This is a genomic window from Bordetella genomosp. 13 (assembly GCF_007679965.1).
GTDB lineage: Bacteria > Pseudomonadota > Gammaproteobacteria > Burkholderiales > Burkholderiaceae_B > Bordetella.
In genome coordinates, this window is record NZ_VEHL01000002.1 from 456,240 (window position 1) to 473,569 (window position 17,330).

Annotated in this window: 12 protein-coding genes and 1 riboswitch; of the genes, 6 read left to right on the top strand and 6 right to left on the bottom strand. The window is 68.9% G+C overall.

Translation table 11 applies throughout. The annotated features are described in order from the left end of the window. Positions 1-68 precede the first annotated feature (68 nt). A riboswitch (cobalamin riboswitch) is annotated at positions 69-251 on the bottom strand. Between the two features lie 126 nt (positions 252-377). Next, positions 378-1,340, bottom strand: a complete 963-nt coding sequence (locus FS845_RS26785; RefSeq protein ID WP_260986209.1) for a tetratricopeptide repeat protein — start codon at positions 1,338-1,340, stop codon at positions 378-380. A gap of 205 nt (positions 1,341-1,545) precedes the next feature. Here FS845_RS26785 and metH point away from each other — a divergent pair, with 205 nt between their 5' ends. Further along, the gene (metH, locus tag FS845_RS07980; RefSeq protein WP_144632418.1) at positions 1,546-5,319 is read left to right on the top strand and encodes a methionine synthase; all 3,774 of its coding nucleotides are present in this window, start codon (positions 1,546-1,548) and stop codon (positions 5,317-5,319) included. A gap of 227 nt (positions 5,320-5,546) precedes the next feature. Further along, a complete protein-coding gene (locus FS845_RS07985; RefSeq protein ID WP_144632421.1) occupies positions 5,547-6,026 on the top strand; it encodes a PTS sugar transporter subunit IIA in 480 nt (159 codons plus the stop codon). A gap of 54 nt (positions 6,027-6,080) precedes the next feature. Here the strand turns inward: FS845_RS07985 and FS845_RS07990 are convergent, their stop codons facing one another. Further along, complete coding sequence (locus FS845_RS07990; RefSeq protein WP_144632424.1) at positions 6,081-6,884, bottom strand: class I SAM-dependent methyltransferase; 804 nt, start codon at positions 6,882-6,884, stop codon at positions 6,081-6,083. Positions 6,885-6,985: 101 nt separating this feature from the next. On the opposite strand from FS845_RS07990, the gene FS845_RS07995 reads away from it, so the two are divergent. Then, complete coding sequence (locus FS845_RS07995; RefSeq protein ID WP_144632427.1) at positions 6,986-7,816, top strand: helix-turn-helix transcriptional regulator; 831 nt, start codon at positions 6,986-6,988, stop codon at positions 7,814-7,816. An 18-nt stretch (positions 7,817-7,834) separates the two neighbouring features. On the opposite strand, the gene mutY is transcribed toward FS845_RS07995, so the two are convergent. Further along, the gene (mutY, locus tag FS845_RS08000) at positions 7,835-8,995 is read right to left on the bottom strand and encodes an A/G-specific adenine glycosylase (RefSeq protein WP_144632430.1); all 1,161 of its coding nucleotides are present in this window, start codon (positions 8,993-8,995) and stop codon (positions 7,835-7,837) included. 157 nt (positions 8,996-9,152) lie between these two features. On the opposite strand from mutY, the gene FS845_RS08005 reads away from it, so the two are divergent. From FS845_RS08005 to FS845_RS08015, 3 genes are all read left to right on the top strand, one after another. Next, on the top strand, positions 9,153-12,785 hold the full coding sequence (locus FS845_RS08005) for an indolepyruvate ferredoxin oxidoreductase family protein (RefSeq protein ID WP_144632433.1): 3,633 nt from the start codon (positions 9,153-9,155) through the stop codon (positions 12,783-12,785). A gap of 86 nt (positions 12,786-12,871) precedes the next feature. Beyond that, positions 12,872-13,555 carry a PadR family transcriptional regulator gene (locus tag FS845_RS08010; RefSeq protein ID WP_144632436.1) on the top strand — a complete coding sequence of 228 codons (684 nt, stop codon included), beginning with the start codon at positions 12,872-12,874 and terminating at the stop codon, positions 13,553-13,555. A 25-nt stretch (positions 13,556-13,580) separates the two neighbouring features. Beyond that, positions 13,581-14,405, top strand: a complete 825-nt coding sequence (locus FS845_RS08015; protein WP_144632439.1) for a siderophore-interacting protein — start codon at positions 13,581-13,583, stop codon at positions 14,403-14,405. A 54-nt stretch (positions 14,406-14,459) separates the two neighbouring features. Here the strand turns inward: FS845_RS08015 and cheD are convergent, their stop codons facing one another. From cheD to FS845_RS08030, 3 genes are all read right to left on the bottom strand, one after another. Continuing rightward, on the bottom strand, positions 14,460-15,275 hold the full coding sequence (gene cheD, locus FS845_RS08020) for a chemoreceptor glutamine deamidase CheD (protein WP_144632441.1): 816 nt from the start codon (positions 15,273-15,275) through the stop codon (positions 14,460-14,462). Positions 15,276-15,427: 152 nt separating this feature from the next. Beyond that, entirely contained in the window at positions 15,428-16,339 is a 912-nt protein-coding gene (locus FS845_RS08025; protein WP_144632443.1) for a cell division protein FtsX, read from the bottom strand. Between the two features lie 113 nt (positions 16,340-16,452). Beyond that, on the bottom strand, positions 16,453-17,157 hold the full coding sequence (locus FS845_RS08030; protein WP_144632845.1) for a cell division ATP-binding protein FtsE: 705 nt from the start codon (positions 17,155-17,157) through the stop codon (positions 16,453-16,455). Positions 17,158-17,330: the final 173 nt, after the last annotated feature.

Genomic DNA, 17,330 nt, shown 5'->3' on the forward strand with positions numbered 1-17,330 from the left:
CGCGACCCCGCACGTCAGACACAGGAATGAGGCCGGCCCCCATGTCCAGCCGGGCCGGACGGGCGGGACGCCCTCGCGATCGAACCGGCCGGTATCGGGCTGCCATGGCCATCGACCATGGGGACCGTTGCGGGGGCAGCACAGGCTGGGCTGGCGCGCGCGCCGCGTGGCGCGCATCGGCTCAAGGCCTTCCTGTTTCCCGTTTATCTTTCGCGCATGTAGCCGAAAGCACCGATTCGGGGCGCAAATGTATCACCTTGCGACGCGTTTGGCGGCCGTTGTTTTATTTTCGCCACATATTTGGGTGGCACCTGTGCCATGCAACGGGCGACGTGCCGCAGCGTGCAGACGCGCGCACCAGGCCGCGGCCGCCAGGCTCAGTCTTCATCGATCAGGTCGCGTTCGATCAGCAGCCGCAGCATGTCGGGGCCTTCGTCCTCGTCGCCCTCGAAGATGTCGGAGCCGTCCAGCATGTAGGCGCGCAGCAGTTCGTCGATGGCGCGCTCCGGGTCGTCGCCGCGCCGCCACAGGGCCTTGCCCAGCATGTAGTGGACGAAGGGGTTCTCCTGCGCGTCGGGGCCGTTCAGCGCGTCGAACAGCATCTGGGCGGCGCCGGCGTAGTTTTCCTGGAAATAGCAGGCTTCGCCGATCGAGGTGGTGAGCCAGGTGTAGGCCGACCACTTGGTCTGCGGCTCGGGCAGCAGGTCCAGCGCCTGGCGCCATACCGACTCGGCGCCTTCGTATTCGCCCTCGTCGCTCAGTTCGTTGCCTTCCTCGGACAGCGCTTCGATTTCTTCGTAGATGTCGTCGGGCAGCTCTTCCTCGTCGTCCTCGTCGGCGCTGCCCAGGCCGGCCAGGGGGCCCGCGGGCACCGGCACGGGGTCGACCGGCGTGCGGCCTTCCTCGATGGCGGCCGCGCGATCCAGGTAGAACTCGAGGTAGGCCGGGTTCTCGCCCTGGAAGGGCCGGCGGCGAAATTGCTCGTACACCTCGTCGAACAGTTCGTAGGCCTGGTCGAACTCGCTGGCGGCGTAATGCACCGTGGCGGCGAGGAACTCGGTATGCACTTCGGGTCCGGGGCCATAGGCTTCGCGCGCCAAGGCCAGCCAGGGCTTGGCCTTGGCCGGCTGGCCGATGTCGCGATAGAACTCGGTCATGGCCACGACGGTGGAGGCCGCGTGATCGTAATCCAGCCTGGGCTCGGGGATGACGTTCCAGGCCTCGAGGTAGTAGCGTTCGGCCGTGTCGACGTCGCCGGCTTCGCGCGCCTTGCGGCCCTTGACGGCCTTGTCGATGAACTGCGCCTCGACTTGCTCGGGCAGGGGGAGAGGTTCGGACATTGCGGTTCCTTCGGTCTGCGATTCGGGTTCGAGGCGTAGGCGGGCGGCCGGTGCGTCTGCCGATTCTAGCGCCCGCTCCAGCCCTTGGCTCGGAGGGCCGGGCCTCATCGGAGGCATGACGCTGCCGGCCCTGCGCGAGTCGTTAAAATATGGACACAAGTCCGTCATCTCGTGCGCCGCGCGCGCACCTCCCGCAGGATCCGCCGTGTCATACCCTCGCATGCCCTATCCCCTGTCCGCTTACACCCATGGCGCCGAGTTCGTGCGCCAGCTGGACAAGCGCATCCTGATCCTGGACGGCGCGATGGGCACGATGATCCAGCGCTACAAGCTGTCCGAGGCCGATTTCCGCGGCGAGCGCTTCGCCGAGCACCACCAGGACCTGAAGGGCGACAACGAGCTGCTGTCGCTGGTGCGTCCGGACGTCATCTCCGAGATCCACCGCCAGTACCTGGAAGCGGGCGCCGACGTCATCGAGACCAATACCTTCGGCGCCACTTCCATCGCGCAGGGCGACTACGACCTGCCCGAGCTGGCCTACGAGCTGAACAAGGTCTCGGCGCAGCTGGCCCGCGAGGCCTGCGACCAGTACAGCACTGCCGAGCACCCGCGCTTCGTGGCTGGCGCGCTGGGCCCGCAGCCCAAGACCGCGTCCATCTCGCCCGACGTGAACGATCCGGGCGCGCGCAACGTCACGTTCGACGAGCTGCGCGTGGCCTATGTCGAGCAGCTCAACGGCCTGCTGGACGGCGGCATCGACGTGGTGCTGATCGAGACCATCTTCGACACGCTCAACGCCAAGGCGGCCATTTTCGCCACCGAGGAAGTCTTCGAGGCGCGCGGCGTGCGCCTGCCCGTGATGATCTCCGGCACCGTCACCGACGCGTCGGGCCGCATCCTGTCGGGCCAGACCGTCGAGGCCTTCTGGAACTCGGTGCGTCACGCGCGGCCCGTCACCATCGGCCTGAACTGCGCCCTGGGCGCGGCGCTGATGCGCCCCTACGTGGCCGAGCTGTCCAAGATCTGCGATACCTACGTCTGCGTGTATCCCAACGCCGGCCTGCCCAACCCCATGGCCGAGACGGGCTTCGACGAAACGCCCGCCGACACGTCCACGCTGCTGGAAGAGTTCGCGCGCGCGGGGCTGGTCAACATGGCGGGCGGCTGCTGCGGCACCACGCCGGACCACATCCGCGAGATCGCGCGGAAGGTGCAGTCGCTGCAGCCACGCACCGTGCCCGAGGTGGCCGTGAAGACGCGCCTGTCGGGCCTGGAGCCGCTGAACATCGACGAGGAGACGCTGTTCGTCAACGTGGGCGAACGCACCAACGTGACGGGCAGCAAGATGTTCGCGCGCCTGATCCGCGAGGAAAAGTACGACGAGGCGCTGGCCGTGGCCCGCCAGCAGGTCGAGAACGGCGCGCAGATCATCGACATCAACATGGACGAGGCCATGCTGGATTCGGTGGCATGCATGCACCGCTTCCTGAACCTGATCGCGTCCGAGCCCGACATCGCGCGCGTGCCGGTGATGATCGACAGTTCCAAGTGGGAAGTGATCGAGACCGGCCTGAAGTGCGTGCAGGGCAAGCCGGTGGTCAACTCCATCTCGATGAAGGAAGGCGAGGAGCCCTTCCGCCATCATGCCCGCCTGTGCCGCCGCTACGGCGCGGCCATGGTGGTGATGGCCTTCGACGAGCAGGGCCAGGCCGACACGCTGGCGCGCCGCAAGGAGATCTGCGGCCGCGCCTATCGCATCCTGGTCGAGGAAGAAGGCTTCGCGCCCGAGGACATCATCTTCGATCCCAACGTGTTCGCGGTCGCCACCGGCATCGACGAGCACAACCACTACGCGATGGACTTCATCGACGGCGTGACGTGGATCCGCAAGAACCTGCCGCACGCCCGCATCTCGGGCGGCATCTCGAACGTCAGCTTCTCGTTCCGCGGCAACGAGCCCATGCGCGAGGCCATCCACACGGTGTTCCTGTACTACGCCATCACGGAAGGCCTGACGATGGGCATCGTCAACGCCGGCCAGCTGGGCGTGTACGCCGACCTGTCGCCGCAGCTGCGCGACCTGGTCGAGGACGTGGTGCTGGACCGCGCAGAGCCCGTGGGGCGCACCGACGCGGCCGACGAGCGCACGCCCACGGAGCGCCTGGTGCAGTTCGCCGACACCATCAAGGGCTCGGGCGCCAAGAAGGAAGAAGACCTGGCCTGGCGCAGCGCCGAGGTCGAGCAGCGCCTTTCGCATGCGCTGGTGCACGGCATCACCGCGTTCATCGTCGAGGACACCGAAGAGGTGCGCCAGAAGATCGCGGCGCGCGGCGGCCGGCCCATCGAGGTGATCGAAGGCCCGCTGATGGACGGCATGAACGTGGTCGGCGACCTGTTCGGCGCGGGCAAGATGTTCCTGCCGCAGGTGGTGAAGTCGGCCCGCGTGATGAAGCAGGCCGTGGCCCACCTCATCCCGTTCATCGAGGAAGAGAAGCGGCAGATCGCCGCGGCCGGCGGCGACGTGCGCGCCAAGGGAAAGATCGTCATCGCCACGGTCAAGGGCGACGTGCACGACATCGGCAAGAACATCGTGTCGGTGGTCTTGCAGTGCAACAACTTCGAGGTCGTGAACATGGGCGTGATGGTGCCCTGCGCGCAGATCCTGGACAAGGCCAAGGAAGAGCAGGCCGACATCATCGGCCTGTCCGGCCTGATCACGCCCAGCCTGGAAGAGATGGCCTACGTGGCGGCCGAGATGCAGCGCGACGACTATTTCCGCGAGCGCCGCATGCCGCTGCTGATCGGCGGCGCCACCACCAGCCGCGTGCACACCGCGGTGAAGATCGCGCCGCACTACGAAGGGCCGGTGGTGTACGTGCCGGACGCCAGCCGTTCGGTGGGCGTGGCCACCAACCTGATGTCGGAGCAGTCGGCCACCTACCTGGCCGACCTGGCGCAGGAATACGAGGACGTGCGCCGCCGCCACGCCAACCGCAAGGCCTCGCCGCTGATGTCTCTGGTCGACGCCCGCGCGGCGCGCCCGCGCATCGACTGGGCCAGCTACACGCCGCCGCGGCCCAAGTACATCGGCCGCCGCACGTTCAAGAGCTACGACCTGGCCGAGATCGCGCGCTACATCGACTGGGGCCCGTTCTTCCAGACGTGGAGCCTGTTCGGGCCGTATCCCGCCATCCTGCAGGACAAGGTGGTGGGCGAGCAGGCGCGCAAGGTGCTGGCCGACGGCCAGGCCATGTTGAAGCGCATCATCGACGGCCGCTGGCTGACCGCCAGCGGCGTGGTGGGCTTCTACCCGGCCAACACCGTCAACGACGACGACATCGAGGTCTACAAGGACGAGTCGCGCAGCGAAGTGCTGTTCACGTGGCGCAACCTGCGCCAGCAGGGCGCCAAGCGCGAGGGCGTGGCCAACAAGTGCCTGGCCGACTACATCGCGCCCAAGGACAGCGGCGTGGCCGACTACATCGGCCTGTTCGCCGTAACGGGCGGGCTGGGCATCGAGAAGAAAGAGGCCGAGTTCGAGCGCGACCTGGACGACTACTCCGGCATCATGCTGAAGTCGCTGGCCGACCGCCTGGCCGAGGCCTTCGCGGAATGCCTGCACGCGCGCGTGCGCCAGGACCTGTGGGGCTACGCGCCCGACGAGGCCCTGTCCAACGAGGACATGATCGCCGAGAAGTACGTGGGCATCCGGCCCGCGCCGGGTTATCCGGCCTGCCCCGAGCACGTGGTCAAGACCGACCTGTTCCACGTGCTGGACGCGCAGGAGGTGGGCATGGACCTGACCGACAGCTACGCCATGCTGCCGGCCTCCAGCGTGTCGGGCTTCTACTTCAGCCACCCGGAATCGCAGTACTTCAACGTGGGCGTGATCGGCGACGACCAGGTGGAAGACTACGCGCGCCGCAGCGGCCGCGGCGAGGACGACGTGCGGCGCACGCTGTCGCCCAACCTGGGGTGATGCGCGCGGCGGCGTGCTGCCTGCGCAGACGGCGCGCATATGCCCCGCCACGGGCGCATCGGCGCGCCGTTTAGGGTTTCTTTACGTCTGCGTACGCCTTGTTTGCAGGGTTTTTGCGCGCGCTGGCCTACAGTGGCTGGACGAGGCCACGAAGCGGGCCATTCAAAGGACAGGGCAGGGCGCCGCGATGCAGGGGCGGCCACGGCCCGGCATGGAGCGCGAAGACCATGGGCAAGATCGCCGATCTGCTGGAAAACGAAGACGTCCTCCTGGACCTGGACGTGCGCGACAAGGACGCGCTGTTCGAGGTGGCCAGCCGCGGGCTGGCAAGAGGCTGCGCGGTGGCCGCCGAGGACATCCTGGCGGCATTGATGCGCCGCGAACGGCTGGGGGCCACGGCGCTGGGACAGGAGGTCGCCGTGCCGCATGCCTCGGTGGAAGGCCTGGACGGCATCCATGTCCTGTATGCGCGCCTGAAGCAGCCTTGCTACTTCGACGGAGGCAACGGCATGCCGGTGGTGCATGCGCTCTTCCTGATCGTGCCGGCGCCGGCCAACCAGACGCACCTGGACATCCTGGCCGAAGCGGCCCGGCTGTTCTCGCAGCCGGAGTTCCAGAAGGCGCTGCGTCGCGGCCAGTCGCCGGACGAGGTCCGGCAGGCGTTTGCGGACTGGAGCGCGCGCAGCGCGGTCCACGCGGCGGCCTAGCCGTGCCTTGAGGCCGGCTGGCGCGGCGCAAGCGGTTCGATTGCCGGCGCCTGGCTAGACCGCGCAGCCCGGCTCCGGCAGCGAGGCGAAGCACGGCTTGGCCGCCACGATCGTCAGCGTGTCGCTGGTGAACGAGCCATCTTCCTGCACCTGGAAATATCGCCGCACGGGCTCCGGCGCGATGCCGGACAGGTGCCTCAGCGCCGCTACCAGCGTGTCGGGCGTGCGCATGCGCGCCACCCATGACGAGAACTCGAGCGGCAGCCGCCTCGGCGTCCAGCCGCGCGGCACGAAGCCGGCCTCGGCCAGCATGCGGGTCCATTCGGACGCCGAGTAGTTGCGCACGTGCGAGGTGTCGCGCAGCACTTCGATGGCCTGCAGCCAGGTGTCCAGCAGCGCCTGGCCGGGAGATACCACGTCGACGAAGACAGCGGTGCCGCGCGGCTTGAGCACGCGCAGGGCTTCCCGCAGCGCCTTGCCCGGGTCGGACCAGTGGTGGGTCGAGTAGCGGCACATCACCAGATCGAATTCCTCGTCGCCGAAGGGCAGGCGCTCCGCCTTGCCGCGACAGGTCGCCACATTGGACAATCCGCGCCGCGCGGCCTCGGCCGCCACCACGTCCAGCATCTGTTGCGACAGGTCGTAGGCGGTGACGTGGGCCACGCGCGGCGCCACATGGAAGCTGACGTGGCCGCCGCCGCAGCCCAGGTCCAGCACGCGCGCCTGGGGATGCTCGCCGGCCAGCGCGGCCAGCTGCCGCAGGTCTTCGCCCTGGGCGTGCACGGTGCTGGCCAGGTAGGCGGCGGCCTGCGGGCCGAACTGGCGGTCCACCGCCGCGTCATGGGTGTTCGTGGTCATGTCGATTCCTGCATGGTTGGGAACCGAGGCCAGGGAGCGGCCTCGCAGCGCGTAAGATAGGCAGGCCCAAATACGCGTACAAGACCATTGCTTATCCTGGTATGACTACTGCCCCCCCGCTGTCCGCCAGCCATGACGGCTCATCCGTGCGCCGCCATGCCCTGGGCGAATTCGTGCGCAGCGCGCGCGCCCGCATCACGCCGCAGATGGCCGGCCTGCCCGACGGACTGCGCCGCCGCACGCCGGGCCTGCGCCGTGAAGAGGTGGCGCAGCTGTCGGGCATCAGCGTCACCTGGTACACATGGATCGAGCAGGGACGCGAGGTCTCGGTGTCGCCGTCGGTGTGGGCGCGCATCGCCGGGGTGCTGCAACTGGCGCGCGCCGAGCGGGCGTATCTGTTCGAACTGGCCGAATGCGCCGATCCCCAGCACCCGCGCGACGATGCCAGCGGCACGCCCGCGCCGCTGCGCGATTGCGTGCAGGCCATCCAGGCGCCGGCCTACGTGCTGGACCGCGCATGGAACGTGCTGGCCTACAACGATCCGATGCGCGAGCTGTTCGACGATTGGCCCGCGCGCGATCCCGGGCCGAACCTGCTGCGCTACATCTTCCAGGACCCCGCCGCACGCGACCTGGTGGTGGATTGGGACCAACGCGCGCGCCGCGTGGTGGCCGAATTCCGCGCCGACGCGGGCGCGCACCTGGACGAGACGGACGTGGCCCAGCTGGTGGAGGCCCTCAAGCGCGACAGCAGCGTGTTCGCGCATTGGTGGACGCGCCATGCGGTGGTCGAGCGCGAAGGCGGCCTGCGCGATTTCCAGCATCCGCGGCGCGGCCGCTTGGCCTTCCAGCAGGTCACCTTCCGCCTGGCCACGCATCCGGAACTGAAGCTGGTGATGCTGCTGGCGGGCGCCGCGCCGGCCGTCGAATGACGGCTGCCGCGCCACGGATCAGTCGTCCGCGGCGAACAGGCCGCCGTTTGCCGGCATGCCGGGCAGGCCGGCCTCGAACAGGCCTTCCAGCAGCTTCTTCACCGGCGCGGGCAGGGCGGTGGAAGCCAGTTCCGCCGCGGTCACCCAGCGCATGACGGCGCCGTTGGCCGCGGCGGCGTAACCCGCCACGCCGACGCCGGCCATGGCGTCATCGGCCGCGGCCACGCCGGCCTCCCGCAACACGGCGGGCGCCTGCACGTGCACATACCAGGGGCTGACGTTCAGCCGGTAATGCGTGAACGCGTGCGAGAAATCCGCCAGGCGATAGTGCGCGGCGGGCTCCAGGCCCAGCAGCCGCGACGCGGCCAGCGGATCGGCATCGACGGCGAATTCCGGCAGGCTCCACAGCCCGCCCCAGATGCCGGTCTGCGGCCGCTGCAGCAACAGCACCGCGCCGGCATGCTGCAACACCAGCATGCCCGTCTCGCGCTGCGGCACGGCCTTGCGCGTCTTCGGCGTGGGCAGCTCCTGCTGTCGGCCTTCGCGCCGCGCCACGCAGGTGTCCATCACCGGGCAGCGGTCGCAGGCGGGCCTGCCGCGCGTACAGAGCGTGGCGCCCAGGTCCATCAGGCCCTGGGTGTAGGCGCGCATGTCCAGCTTGGGCGCGGCCGCCACCTGCGCTTCGGCCAGTGCCCACAGGCGCTGCTCGACCTCGCGTCTGGCCGGATCGCCCTCCACGCCGAAGTGGCGCGCGAACACGCGCTTGACGTTGCCGTCCAGGATGGGCGAGCGCTCGCCGTACGAGAACGCCGCGATGGCCGCGGCGGTCGAGCGGCCGATGCCGGGCAGCGTGGCGATGTCCTGCGCGGTGGGCGGGAAGCGGCCGCCCCAGTCGGACACTACCTGCTGCGCGCAGCGGTGCAGGTTGCGCGCGCGAGCGTAGTAGCCCAGGCCGGCCCAGTACGGCATGACCTCTTCCTGGGTGGCCGCCGCCAGCGCCGCCACGTCGGGAAAGCGGTCCAGGAAGCGCTGGTAATACGGAATGACCGTGGCCACCTGCGTCTGCTGCAGCATGATCTCGGACAGCCAGGTGCGATAGGGATCGGGCGGGCCTTGCCAGGGCAGGCCATGGCGGCCGTGGCGGGTCTGCCAGGCGGCGATGCGGGAGGCGAAATCCATGCCGGATTATCGCATCGCCCTATTGCGGGGACGCATCCGGACGGGTAAAACGAAAGACATAACAAACGGCACCACCGTGCCCGGGCCTGCCGCTGGCCGCTCCACAAGAGCTTTCTTCCCGCGGCCGACCCGGCAGTCCAACACAAACGGAGTAGACATGAACGCCCCCCTTTCGCCCGCGCAACACGCGGCGCTTGCCTCTGTCCAACTGGACGACCGATACACCCTGGATTCCGGCCGCGCCTGGATGAGCGGCATCCACGCCCTGGTACGCCTGCCCATCATGCAGCGGCTGCGCGACGCGCAGCAGGGCCTGAACACCGCCGGCTTCGTGTCGGGCTACCGCGGCTCTCCGCTGGGGGGCGTCGACCAGAACATGTGGAAGGCGGCCAAATACCTCAAGCAGCACCACGTCGAGTTCCAGCCGGGCGTCAACGAAGACCTGGCCGCCACCGCCGTGTGGGGGTCGCAGCAGGTCAACCTGTTCCCGGGCGCGAAGTACGACGGCGTGTTCGGCATGTGGTACGGCAAGGGCCCCGGCGTGGACCGCTGCGGCGACGTCTTCAAGCACGCCAACGCCGCCGGCACCTCGCGCCACGGCGGCGTGCTGGTGGTGGCGGGCGACGACCACCCGGCCAAGTCGTCGACGCTGCCGCATCAGAGCGATCACATCCTCAAGGCCTGCATGATCCCCGTGCTGTTTCCGTCCAGCGTGCAGGAAGTGCTGGATTTCGGGCTGCACGGCTGGGCCATGAGCCGCTATGCCGGCGTGTGGGTGGGCCTGAAGACCATCACCGACATCGTCGAGGTGTCGGCTTCGGTCGAGGTCGACGTGGACCGCGTCGGGATCCTGCTGCCCGAGGATTTCCAGTTGCCGGCCGACGGGCTGAACATCCGCCTGCCCGATACGCCGCTGGCGCAGGAGGCGCGCCTGCTGGACTACAAGCTGTACGCCGCGCTGGCGTACGCGCGCGCCAACAAGCTGAACCGCGAGCCGTGGCACGTGCCGCCGCAGGACGCGCGATTCGGCATCATGACCTCGGGCAAGGCCTACCTGGATACACGCCAGGCCCTGTCCGACCTGGGATTGTCGGAAGACGTGTGCCGCCGCATCGGCGTGCGCCTGTTCAAGGTGGGCATGGTGTGGCCGCTGGAGGCCACCGGCACGCAGCAGTTCGCCGAGGGGCTCGACGAGATCCTGGTGGTGGAAGAGAAGCGCCAGGTGCTCGAATACCAGCTGAAGGAAGAGCTGTTCAGCTGGATCGGCTCGGGCAAGAAGATCCCGCGCGTGGTCGGCAAGTTCGACGACAAGGACGGCGGCGAATGGTCGGTGCCGCAGGGCAACTGGCTGCTGCCGGCGCACTACGAATTCTCGCCCGCGATGGTGGCCAAGGTGATCGGGCAGCGCCTGCTGCGCTTCGAACTGCCCGAGGACGTGCGCGCCGGCATCGTGGCGCGCCTGGCCTTCATCGACGCGCGCGAAAAGGCGCTGGCCAAGCCGCGCGTCACGGCCGAGCGCAAGCCGTGGTTCTGTTCGGGCTGTCCGCACAACACCTCGACGCGCCTGCCCGACGGTTCGCGCGGCATGGCGGGCATCGGTTGCCACTACATGGTGACCTGGATGGGCCGCAACACGCAGGTGTTCACGCAGATGGGCGGCGAGGGCGTGCCGTGGATCGGCCAGGCGCCCTTCACCGAAGAGAAGCACGTGTTCGCCAATCTGGGCGACGGCACGTACTTCCACTCGGGCCTGCTGGCGATCCGCGCGGCCGTGGCGGCCAAGGCGCCCATCACCTACAAGATCCTGTTCAACGACGCCGTGGCCATGACGGGCGGGCAGCCGGTGGACGGTCCCATCAGCGTGCCGATGATCACGCGGCAGATGGCCGCGGAAGGCATCGAGAAGATCATCATCGTCACGGACGAGCCCGAGAAGTACAAGGGCGTGTCCGACCTGGCGCCCAACGTGCCCGTCAAGCACCGAGACGATCTCGATGGCGTGATGCGCGAGCTGCGCGAATATCCCAACGTGTCGGTGCTGATCTACGACCAGACCTGCGCCACCGAGAAGCGCCGCCGCCGCAAGCGCAACGCCTATCCCGATCCCGCGCGCCGCGTGGTCATCAACGAGCGCGTGTGCGAGGGCTGCGGCGACTGTTCCGAGAAATCGCACTGCCTGTCGGTCGAGCCGCTGGAGACCGAGTTCGGCCGCAAGCGCACCATCAACCAGTCCAGCTGCAACAAGGACTATTCCTGCCTGAAGGGCTTCTGTCCCAGCCTGGTCACCATCGAGGGCGGCAAGCTGCGCAAGCCCAGCGCGCTTCAGCAGCAGGGCGACGTGTCGGACGGGCTGCCCGAGCCCGTGCCGGCCGATCTGCGCAACGGCCATTACGGCGTGTTCATCGCCGGGGTGGGCGGCACGGGCGTGGTCACCATCGGCCAGTTGCTGGGCATGGCCGCGCACCTGGAAGGCAAGGGATGCTCGGTGCTGGACATGGCCGGCCTGGCGCAGAAGGGCGGCGCGGTGTACTCGCACGTGGTGCTGGCGCCCACGCCGGGCGAATTGATGAACACCCGCGTGGCCATGGGAGAGGCCGACCTGGTGCTGATCGGGGACATGGTGGTGGGCACGGGCCCCGAGGCCATGGCGCGCATGCGCCCGGGCCGCACCCACGCGCTGCTCAACAGCGACGTCGCGCCCACCGCGGCCTTCGTCAACAATCCCGACTGGACGCTGCCGGGCTCGAACCTGCAGGCGGACCTGCAGGCCGCCTGCGGCGCTGGCAATGTCGATACGCTGGATGCCGCCGAGCTGGCCGTGGGCCTGCTGGGCGACGCCATTTACGCCAATCCGCTGATGATGGGCTATGCGTATCAGAAGGGATGGCTGCCGCTGGGCGAGGCCGCGCTGCTGCGGGCCATCGAACTGAACGGCCAGCAGGTGCCCAACAACGTAACGGCCTTCGCGTGGGGCCGCCGCGCCGCGCACGACCTGACCGGCGTGCAGGCGCTGATCGGCACGCCCGCGGGCGCGGCACCCGCGGGCGACACGCCGCCGCTGGCCGACGACGGCATCGTCGAGGTGCGCCGCGGGCAGGGCGCCGTGGTCGACTTCAAGCGGCCCGCCGGTGAACTGGACACGCTGGTGGCGCGCCGCAAGGCCTTCCTGACCGACTACCAGAACGCCGCCTACGCGGCGCGCTACGCCGAACTGGTCGACCAGGTGGCGCAGGCCGAACGCGCGGCCACCGGCACCACGCGCCTGGCGACGGCGGTGGCGCACTACTACTTCAAGCTCATGGCCTACAAGGACGAGTACGAAGTGGCGCGCCTGTACACCGACGGCGAGTTCCTCAAGCGCATCGAAGCGCAGTTCGAAGGCGACTGGAAGGTCAACTTCCACCTGGCCCCGCCGCTGTTCGCCAAGCGCGATGCGCAGGGCCACCTGGTGAAGCGCCGCTACGGTCCCGGCATGCTGCGCGCCTTCAAGCTGATGGCGCGGCTGCGCGGGCTGCGCGGCACACCGCTGGACGTGTTCGGCTACACCGCCGAACGGCGCGCCGAGCGCGACCTGATCCGCCAGTACCGCGAGGACATCACGGCCATCCTGCCCAAGCTGACGCGCGGCAGCCTCGAGCGCGCCGTGGCGCTGGCCAGCCTGCCCGAGCACATCCGCGGCTACGGCCACATCAAGGAAGCGGCCATGGAAAAGGCGGCCGCGCGGCGGCTGGAAATACTGAAGGATTTCAGTGCGCAGGTGGTGTCCATCGACGGCGCGCGGGCGGCCTGACAGGTCTTCTCCGGACTGCGGGCGATTGACATGGGGCGCTCTGTAGATATATCGTAAGACATATCTTACGATCTACGGAGCGTTTCATGCATTTTCCATGGCATGGTTTTTCCCGGGGCCACGCGCCCCGGCACTGGTTCGGCATGGGCGGTCCGCGCGGCGGCCGCCATGGCCGCGGAGGCGGCGGCTTCATGGGCGGCGGCTGGGGCGGTGCGGGGGATGACGGCTTCACCCGTGGCCGCAAGTTCGGCGCCGACGAACTGCAGCTGATGCTGCTGTCGATGCTGCAGGAGCAGCCGCGCCACGGCTACGAGCTGATCAAGGCCCTGGAGACCCGGTCCAACGGCTTCTACACCCCCAGCCCCGGGGTGGTCTATCCCGCCCTGACGTACCTGGAAGAACTGGACTACGCCACGGTCGAGGTCCACGGCAACCGCAAGCGCTATCACCTGGCCGACGCCGGCCGCGCGCACCTGGACGAAAACCGCGAGCGGGTCGAACTGCTGTTCGCGGCGCTGGCCCATGCCGCGCGCAAGATGGCGTGGATGAAGCAGGCGTGGGGCGGCCAGAACGATCCCGAGGAAACGCCGCCCGGCCCCGAGGCGGGCGGCTGGCTTGCGGAACTGGTCGAGGCGCGCCAGGCGCTGAAGATGGCGCTGTTCCGCCGCAGCGAAGTGGATGCCGCCGAACAGCGCCGCCTGGCGGACATCCTGCGCCGCGCCACGGCCGAGATCGAGCAGGGCGGGGCCTGTCGGGACGCCAAGTCCTGAATCACGCAATCCCGAGAGAGAATCCATGACATCCGATACCCTGGACGCCTCGCGTCCGCAGGTCCGCAAGGTCCAGCACACCCTGAAGGCGCGCCTGCTGCGCGTGCGCCGCACGATGCGGCTCAGCCCGCACATGGTGCGCATCACGCTCGAAGGCGACGACCTGGACGGTTTCGTCTCGGCCTCCTTCGACGACCACGTCAAGCTGTTCTTTCCGGCCACGCCCGACGCCGCCCCGGTGATGCCGGCCTTCGGCCCCAATGGCCCGCAATGGCCCGCGGACGCGCCCAGGCCCGTCACGCGCGACTACACGCCGCGGCGCCACGATCCGCAAGCCGGCGAGCTGGACATCGACTTCGTGCTGCATGGCGAAGGCCCGGCCGCGGCGTGGGCCGTGCAGGCGCGCGCGGGGCAGCAGCTGGGCGTGGGCGGGCCGCGCGGCTCGTTCGTCGTGCCCACGGAGTTCGACTGGCACCTGCTGATCGGCGACGAGGCCGCCTTGCCGGCCATCGCCCGCAGGCTGGAGGAACTGCCGGCCACGGCGCGCGCCATCGCCGTCATCGAGACGCGCCACACCGCCGCGCGACTCGCGCTGGCATGCGCGGCCGACCTGACCTTGCAGTGGGTGCATTGCGCGGTGGACACGGCCGACGGCCGCACGGCGCTGGAACGCGCGGTGCGCCGCCTGCAGTTGCCCGACGGCCAGGGCTATGCGTGGGCCGCGGGCGAATATTCGGCGATCCGCGCCATCCGCAAGCATCTGGTGGAAGAGCGCGGCCTGGACGCCGCGTCGATCCGCGCGTCGAGCTACTGGCGCCAGGGGCCCGGCGCGGGGCACGAGGTGTTCTAGCTAGCGACCGGACGAGGGTGCGGACCTGCGGCCGGCCGGCCGTCCGGGGCCTGGCTAGGGTTTGACCTTGTCGAAGCGCTCGACGCGCATCGGGCTGGCGCCTGCGGGCTTGTCGAAGCGTTCGACCTTCATGCCGCCGGCAGGCTTGTCGAAGCGCTCGACCTTCATGCCGCCGGCGGGCTTGTCGAAGCGTTCGACCTTCATTCCCCCGGCAGGCTTGTCGAAACGCTCGACCTTCATCCCGCCCGGGCGGGTGAAGCGTTCCACGTGCTGCGGCGCACGCGTTTCCGATTGCGCGAATTGCGCGGCGGCTTCCTCGCGCTGCGCGATCAGCACCTCGGCCTTCTGGTGATGCGGCGCCATGCGGCGCACCATGACGCGGCCTTCGCGCGGGAAGAAGTTGATGCGGCGCGCGTGCACGTCGCCGAGGTCTTGCGCCAACACCGGAATGCCTTCCGTCTTCAGGTAGCTGAGCACGAACTGGCCGTTGCGTTCGCCGATGTTCATCTGCTGCATGGCGCTGAGCACCGCGCCGCCGCCGAACACCTTGGCTTCGAGGCGTTCGCGCGCCGCGCCGGCCTTGATCAGTTCATTGATGAGCACTTCCATGGCGAACGAGCCATAGCGCATCGTGGCCGAGGCCGGCGACGAGGCATCGCCCTCGGGCAGCATGAAGTGGTTCATGCCGCCGACGCCGGTGACGGGGTCGCGCAGACAGGCGGCCACGCATGAGCCCAGCACCGTCGACAGCATCAGGTCTTCGTCGCTGGTGGTGACGTAGTACTCGTTGGGCAGGATCTTGACCGCGTCGCTCTTGAAGGTGCTATCGAAGTAGTGGCGCGTGGCGCGGGCTTTGGAGGCGGAGGGCATGGGGGCAAGCGAGCGGCCAGAAATTAAACGATAGCAACGGGCATGAATAGTTACATTTATAACAGTTTAACCCGCAATTGTTGCAAGTTGCCCATATTGGTGTGCTCAATGTACCTTGCGGCGGGCCACGTCCGATCTTCCGAACAACGCGCTTAAAAGCGCGTACTACGCGTGACTGACCAGCGGGCCGACAAGGCGCCCAGCACGCCGGCCGCCACGACGGCCAGCAACAGCATCGGTGCACCAGGAAGGTGCAGCGCGAATTCGGCGCCGTAGCTGCTGGCCAGGCCCAGCAACGCGTCATTCAAGGGGGTCAGGGCGATGGCCGCCGCGCCGATCGCCAGCAGGGCGGCCAGCGAGCCCGTCAGGGCGCCCAGGTACAGGAAGGGCCGGCGCACGAAGGACTCGGTCGCGCCCACCAGGCGCGCCACGGCGATTTCCTCGCGTTGCGTCATGGCCTGCAGCCGCACGGTATTGAACACCGTGGCCAGCACCACCACCGCCACGCAGATCGCCAGGAAGACCAGGCCGATGCGGGCGAAGCGCAGGATGGCCTCCAGGCGCTGCACCCAGGCGCTGTCCAGCTGCACCTGGTCGACGTGGTCCCAGCCGCGCCATTGCCCGGCCAGCGTGTCGGCGCGCTGCGCCAGGTCGCTGCCATCGGCCAGCGTGGCCACCACCGCGTCGGGCAGGGGATTGCCCTGCAGCACGGCCAGGGCCTCCTGCCACGCGGGATTGCTGCGCAGCTGCGCCAGCGCCTGGCCGCGCGGCACCACCCGCACCGCCGCGACCTGGTTGCCGAATTCGTCGTCGATGCGCTTGGCGACCGCGGCGGCCGCCGCGGCGGGCGCGTCGGGCTGCATGAACACCGTCAACTCGGGCGCTACCGACACCTGGCGCGCCACCGGCTGCACCGACACCAGGATGGCCGCGCCCAGCAGGGGCAGGGCCAGCGCCAGCGCCATCACCAGCAGGTTGGCCAGCGAGGAGAAGGGCTGGGCCGCCAGGCGGCGCAGCGTGATGGTCAGGGCGTAGCGATGCTGGCGCAGCAGGGCGCCGAACATGAGGCCTTCCCGCTGCGCATTGCGATGTTCGTTCTTCGGACGGGCTGACGAACTCACTGGCGTACCTTCGTGCTGCGCACTCCGGTATTCGCCCTTGGGGCGGCCCGGCGGGCTCACGGACGTACCTCCGCGGCGCGCTCGGCATTCGTCGCGCGCGCTCCGTGCGAATCCTGGAACCGGCCCGGTTCGACCAGCAGCATGCGGGTGGCGTACTCGGCCATCAGGGCCTGGTCGTGCGAGGCGATCAGGGTGGTGACCCCGACGCGGTTGAAATCGCGGAATACGTTCATGATGCGTTGCGCGTTGCCGTGGTCGAGGTTGGCGGTGGGCTCGTCCGCGATCAGGATGGCGGGGCGGTTGACGATGGCCCGCGCGATGGCCAGGCGCTGCTGCTCGCCGCCCGACAGTTCGACCGGATTGAGGTCTTCCTTGCCCGCCAGGCCGACCTTGTCCAGCGCGGCGCGGGCGCGGGCGCTGGCGGCCTCGTGCGGCTGGCCCAGCACGGCCAGCGGCAGCATGACGTTCTGCAACGCGCTGCGATCGAACAGCAGGTGGGTGTCCTGCAGGATGACGCCGACGGCGCGGCGCAGATACGGGCGCGCGCGCGCCGGCAGCTTGTCCAGCCGCTGGCCGTTGACCTGGATGGAGCCGCGCGACGGCGGTTCCAGCCCGCCGATCAGTTTCAGCAAGGTGGATTTGCCGGCGCCCGAAGGCCCCGATACGAAGACGAATTCACCGGCCGAGACCCGGAAATTGATGTCGGCCAGAATATTGCGGCCGCGTCCGTACGATTTGAAGACGTGCTGGAATTCGATCATGGCGGGGCAGGAGTGAAGCAGCAATAGTAACTCCCCGCGCGGTCCCGCCGGCAAACATCGCCGTGGCGGGGCCAGGTTCCGGGCGGCGGGTGCACACGCGGGCGCACACGCCGCTGCGCACGCCGTCCTCTGTATCGATGCACCACGCAAGTGCATCGATATGACATGAAACG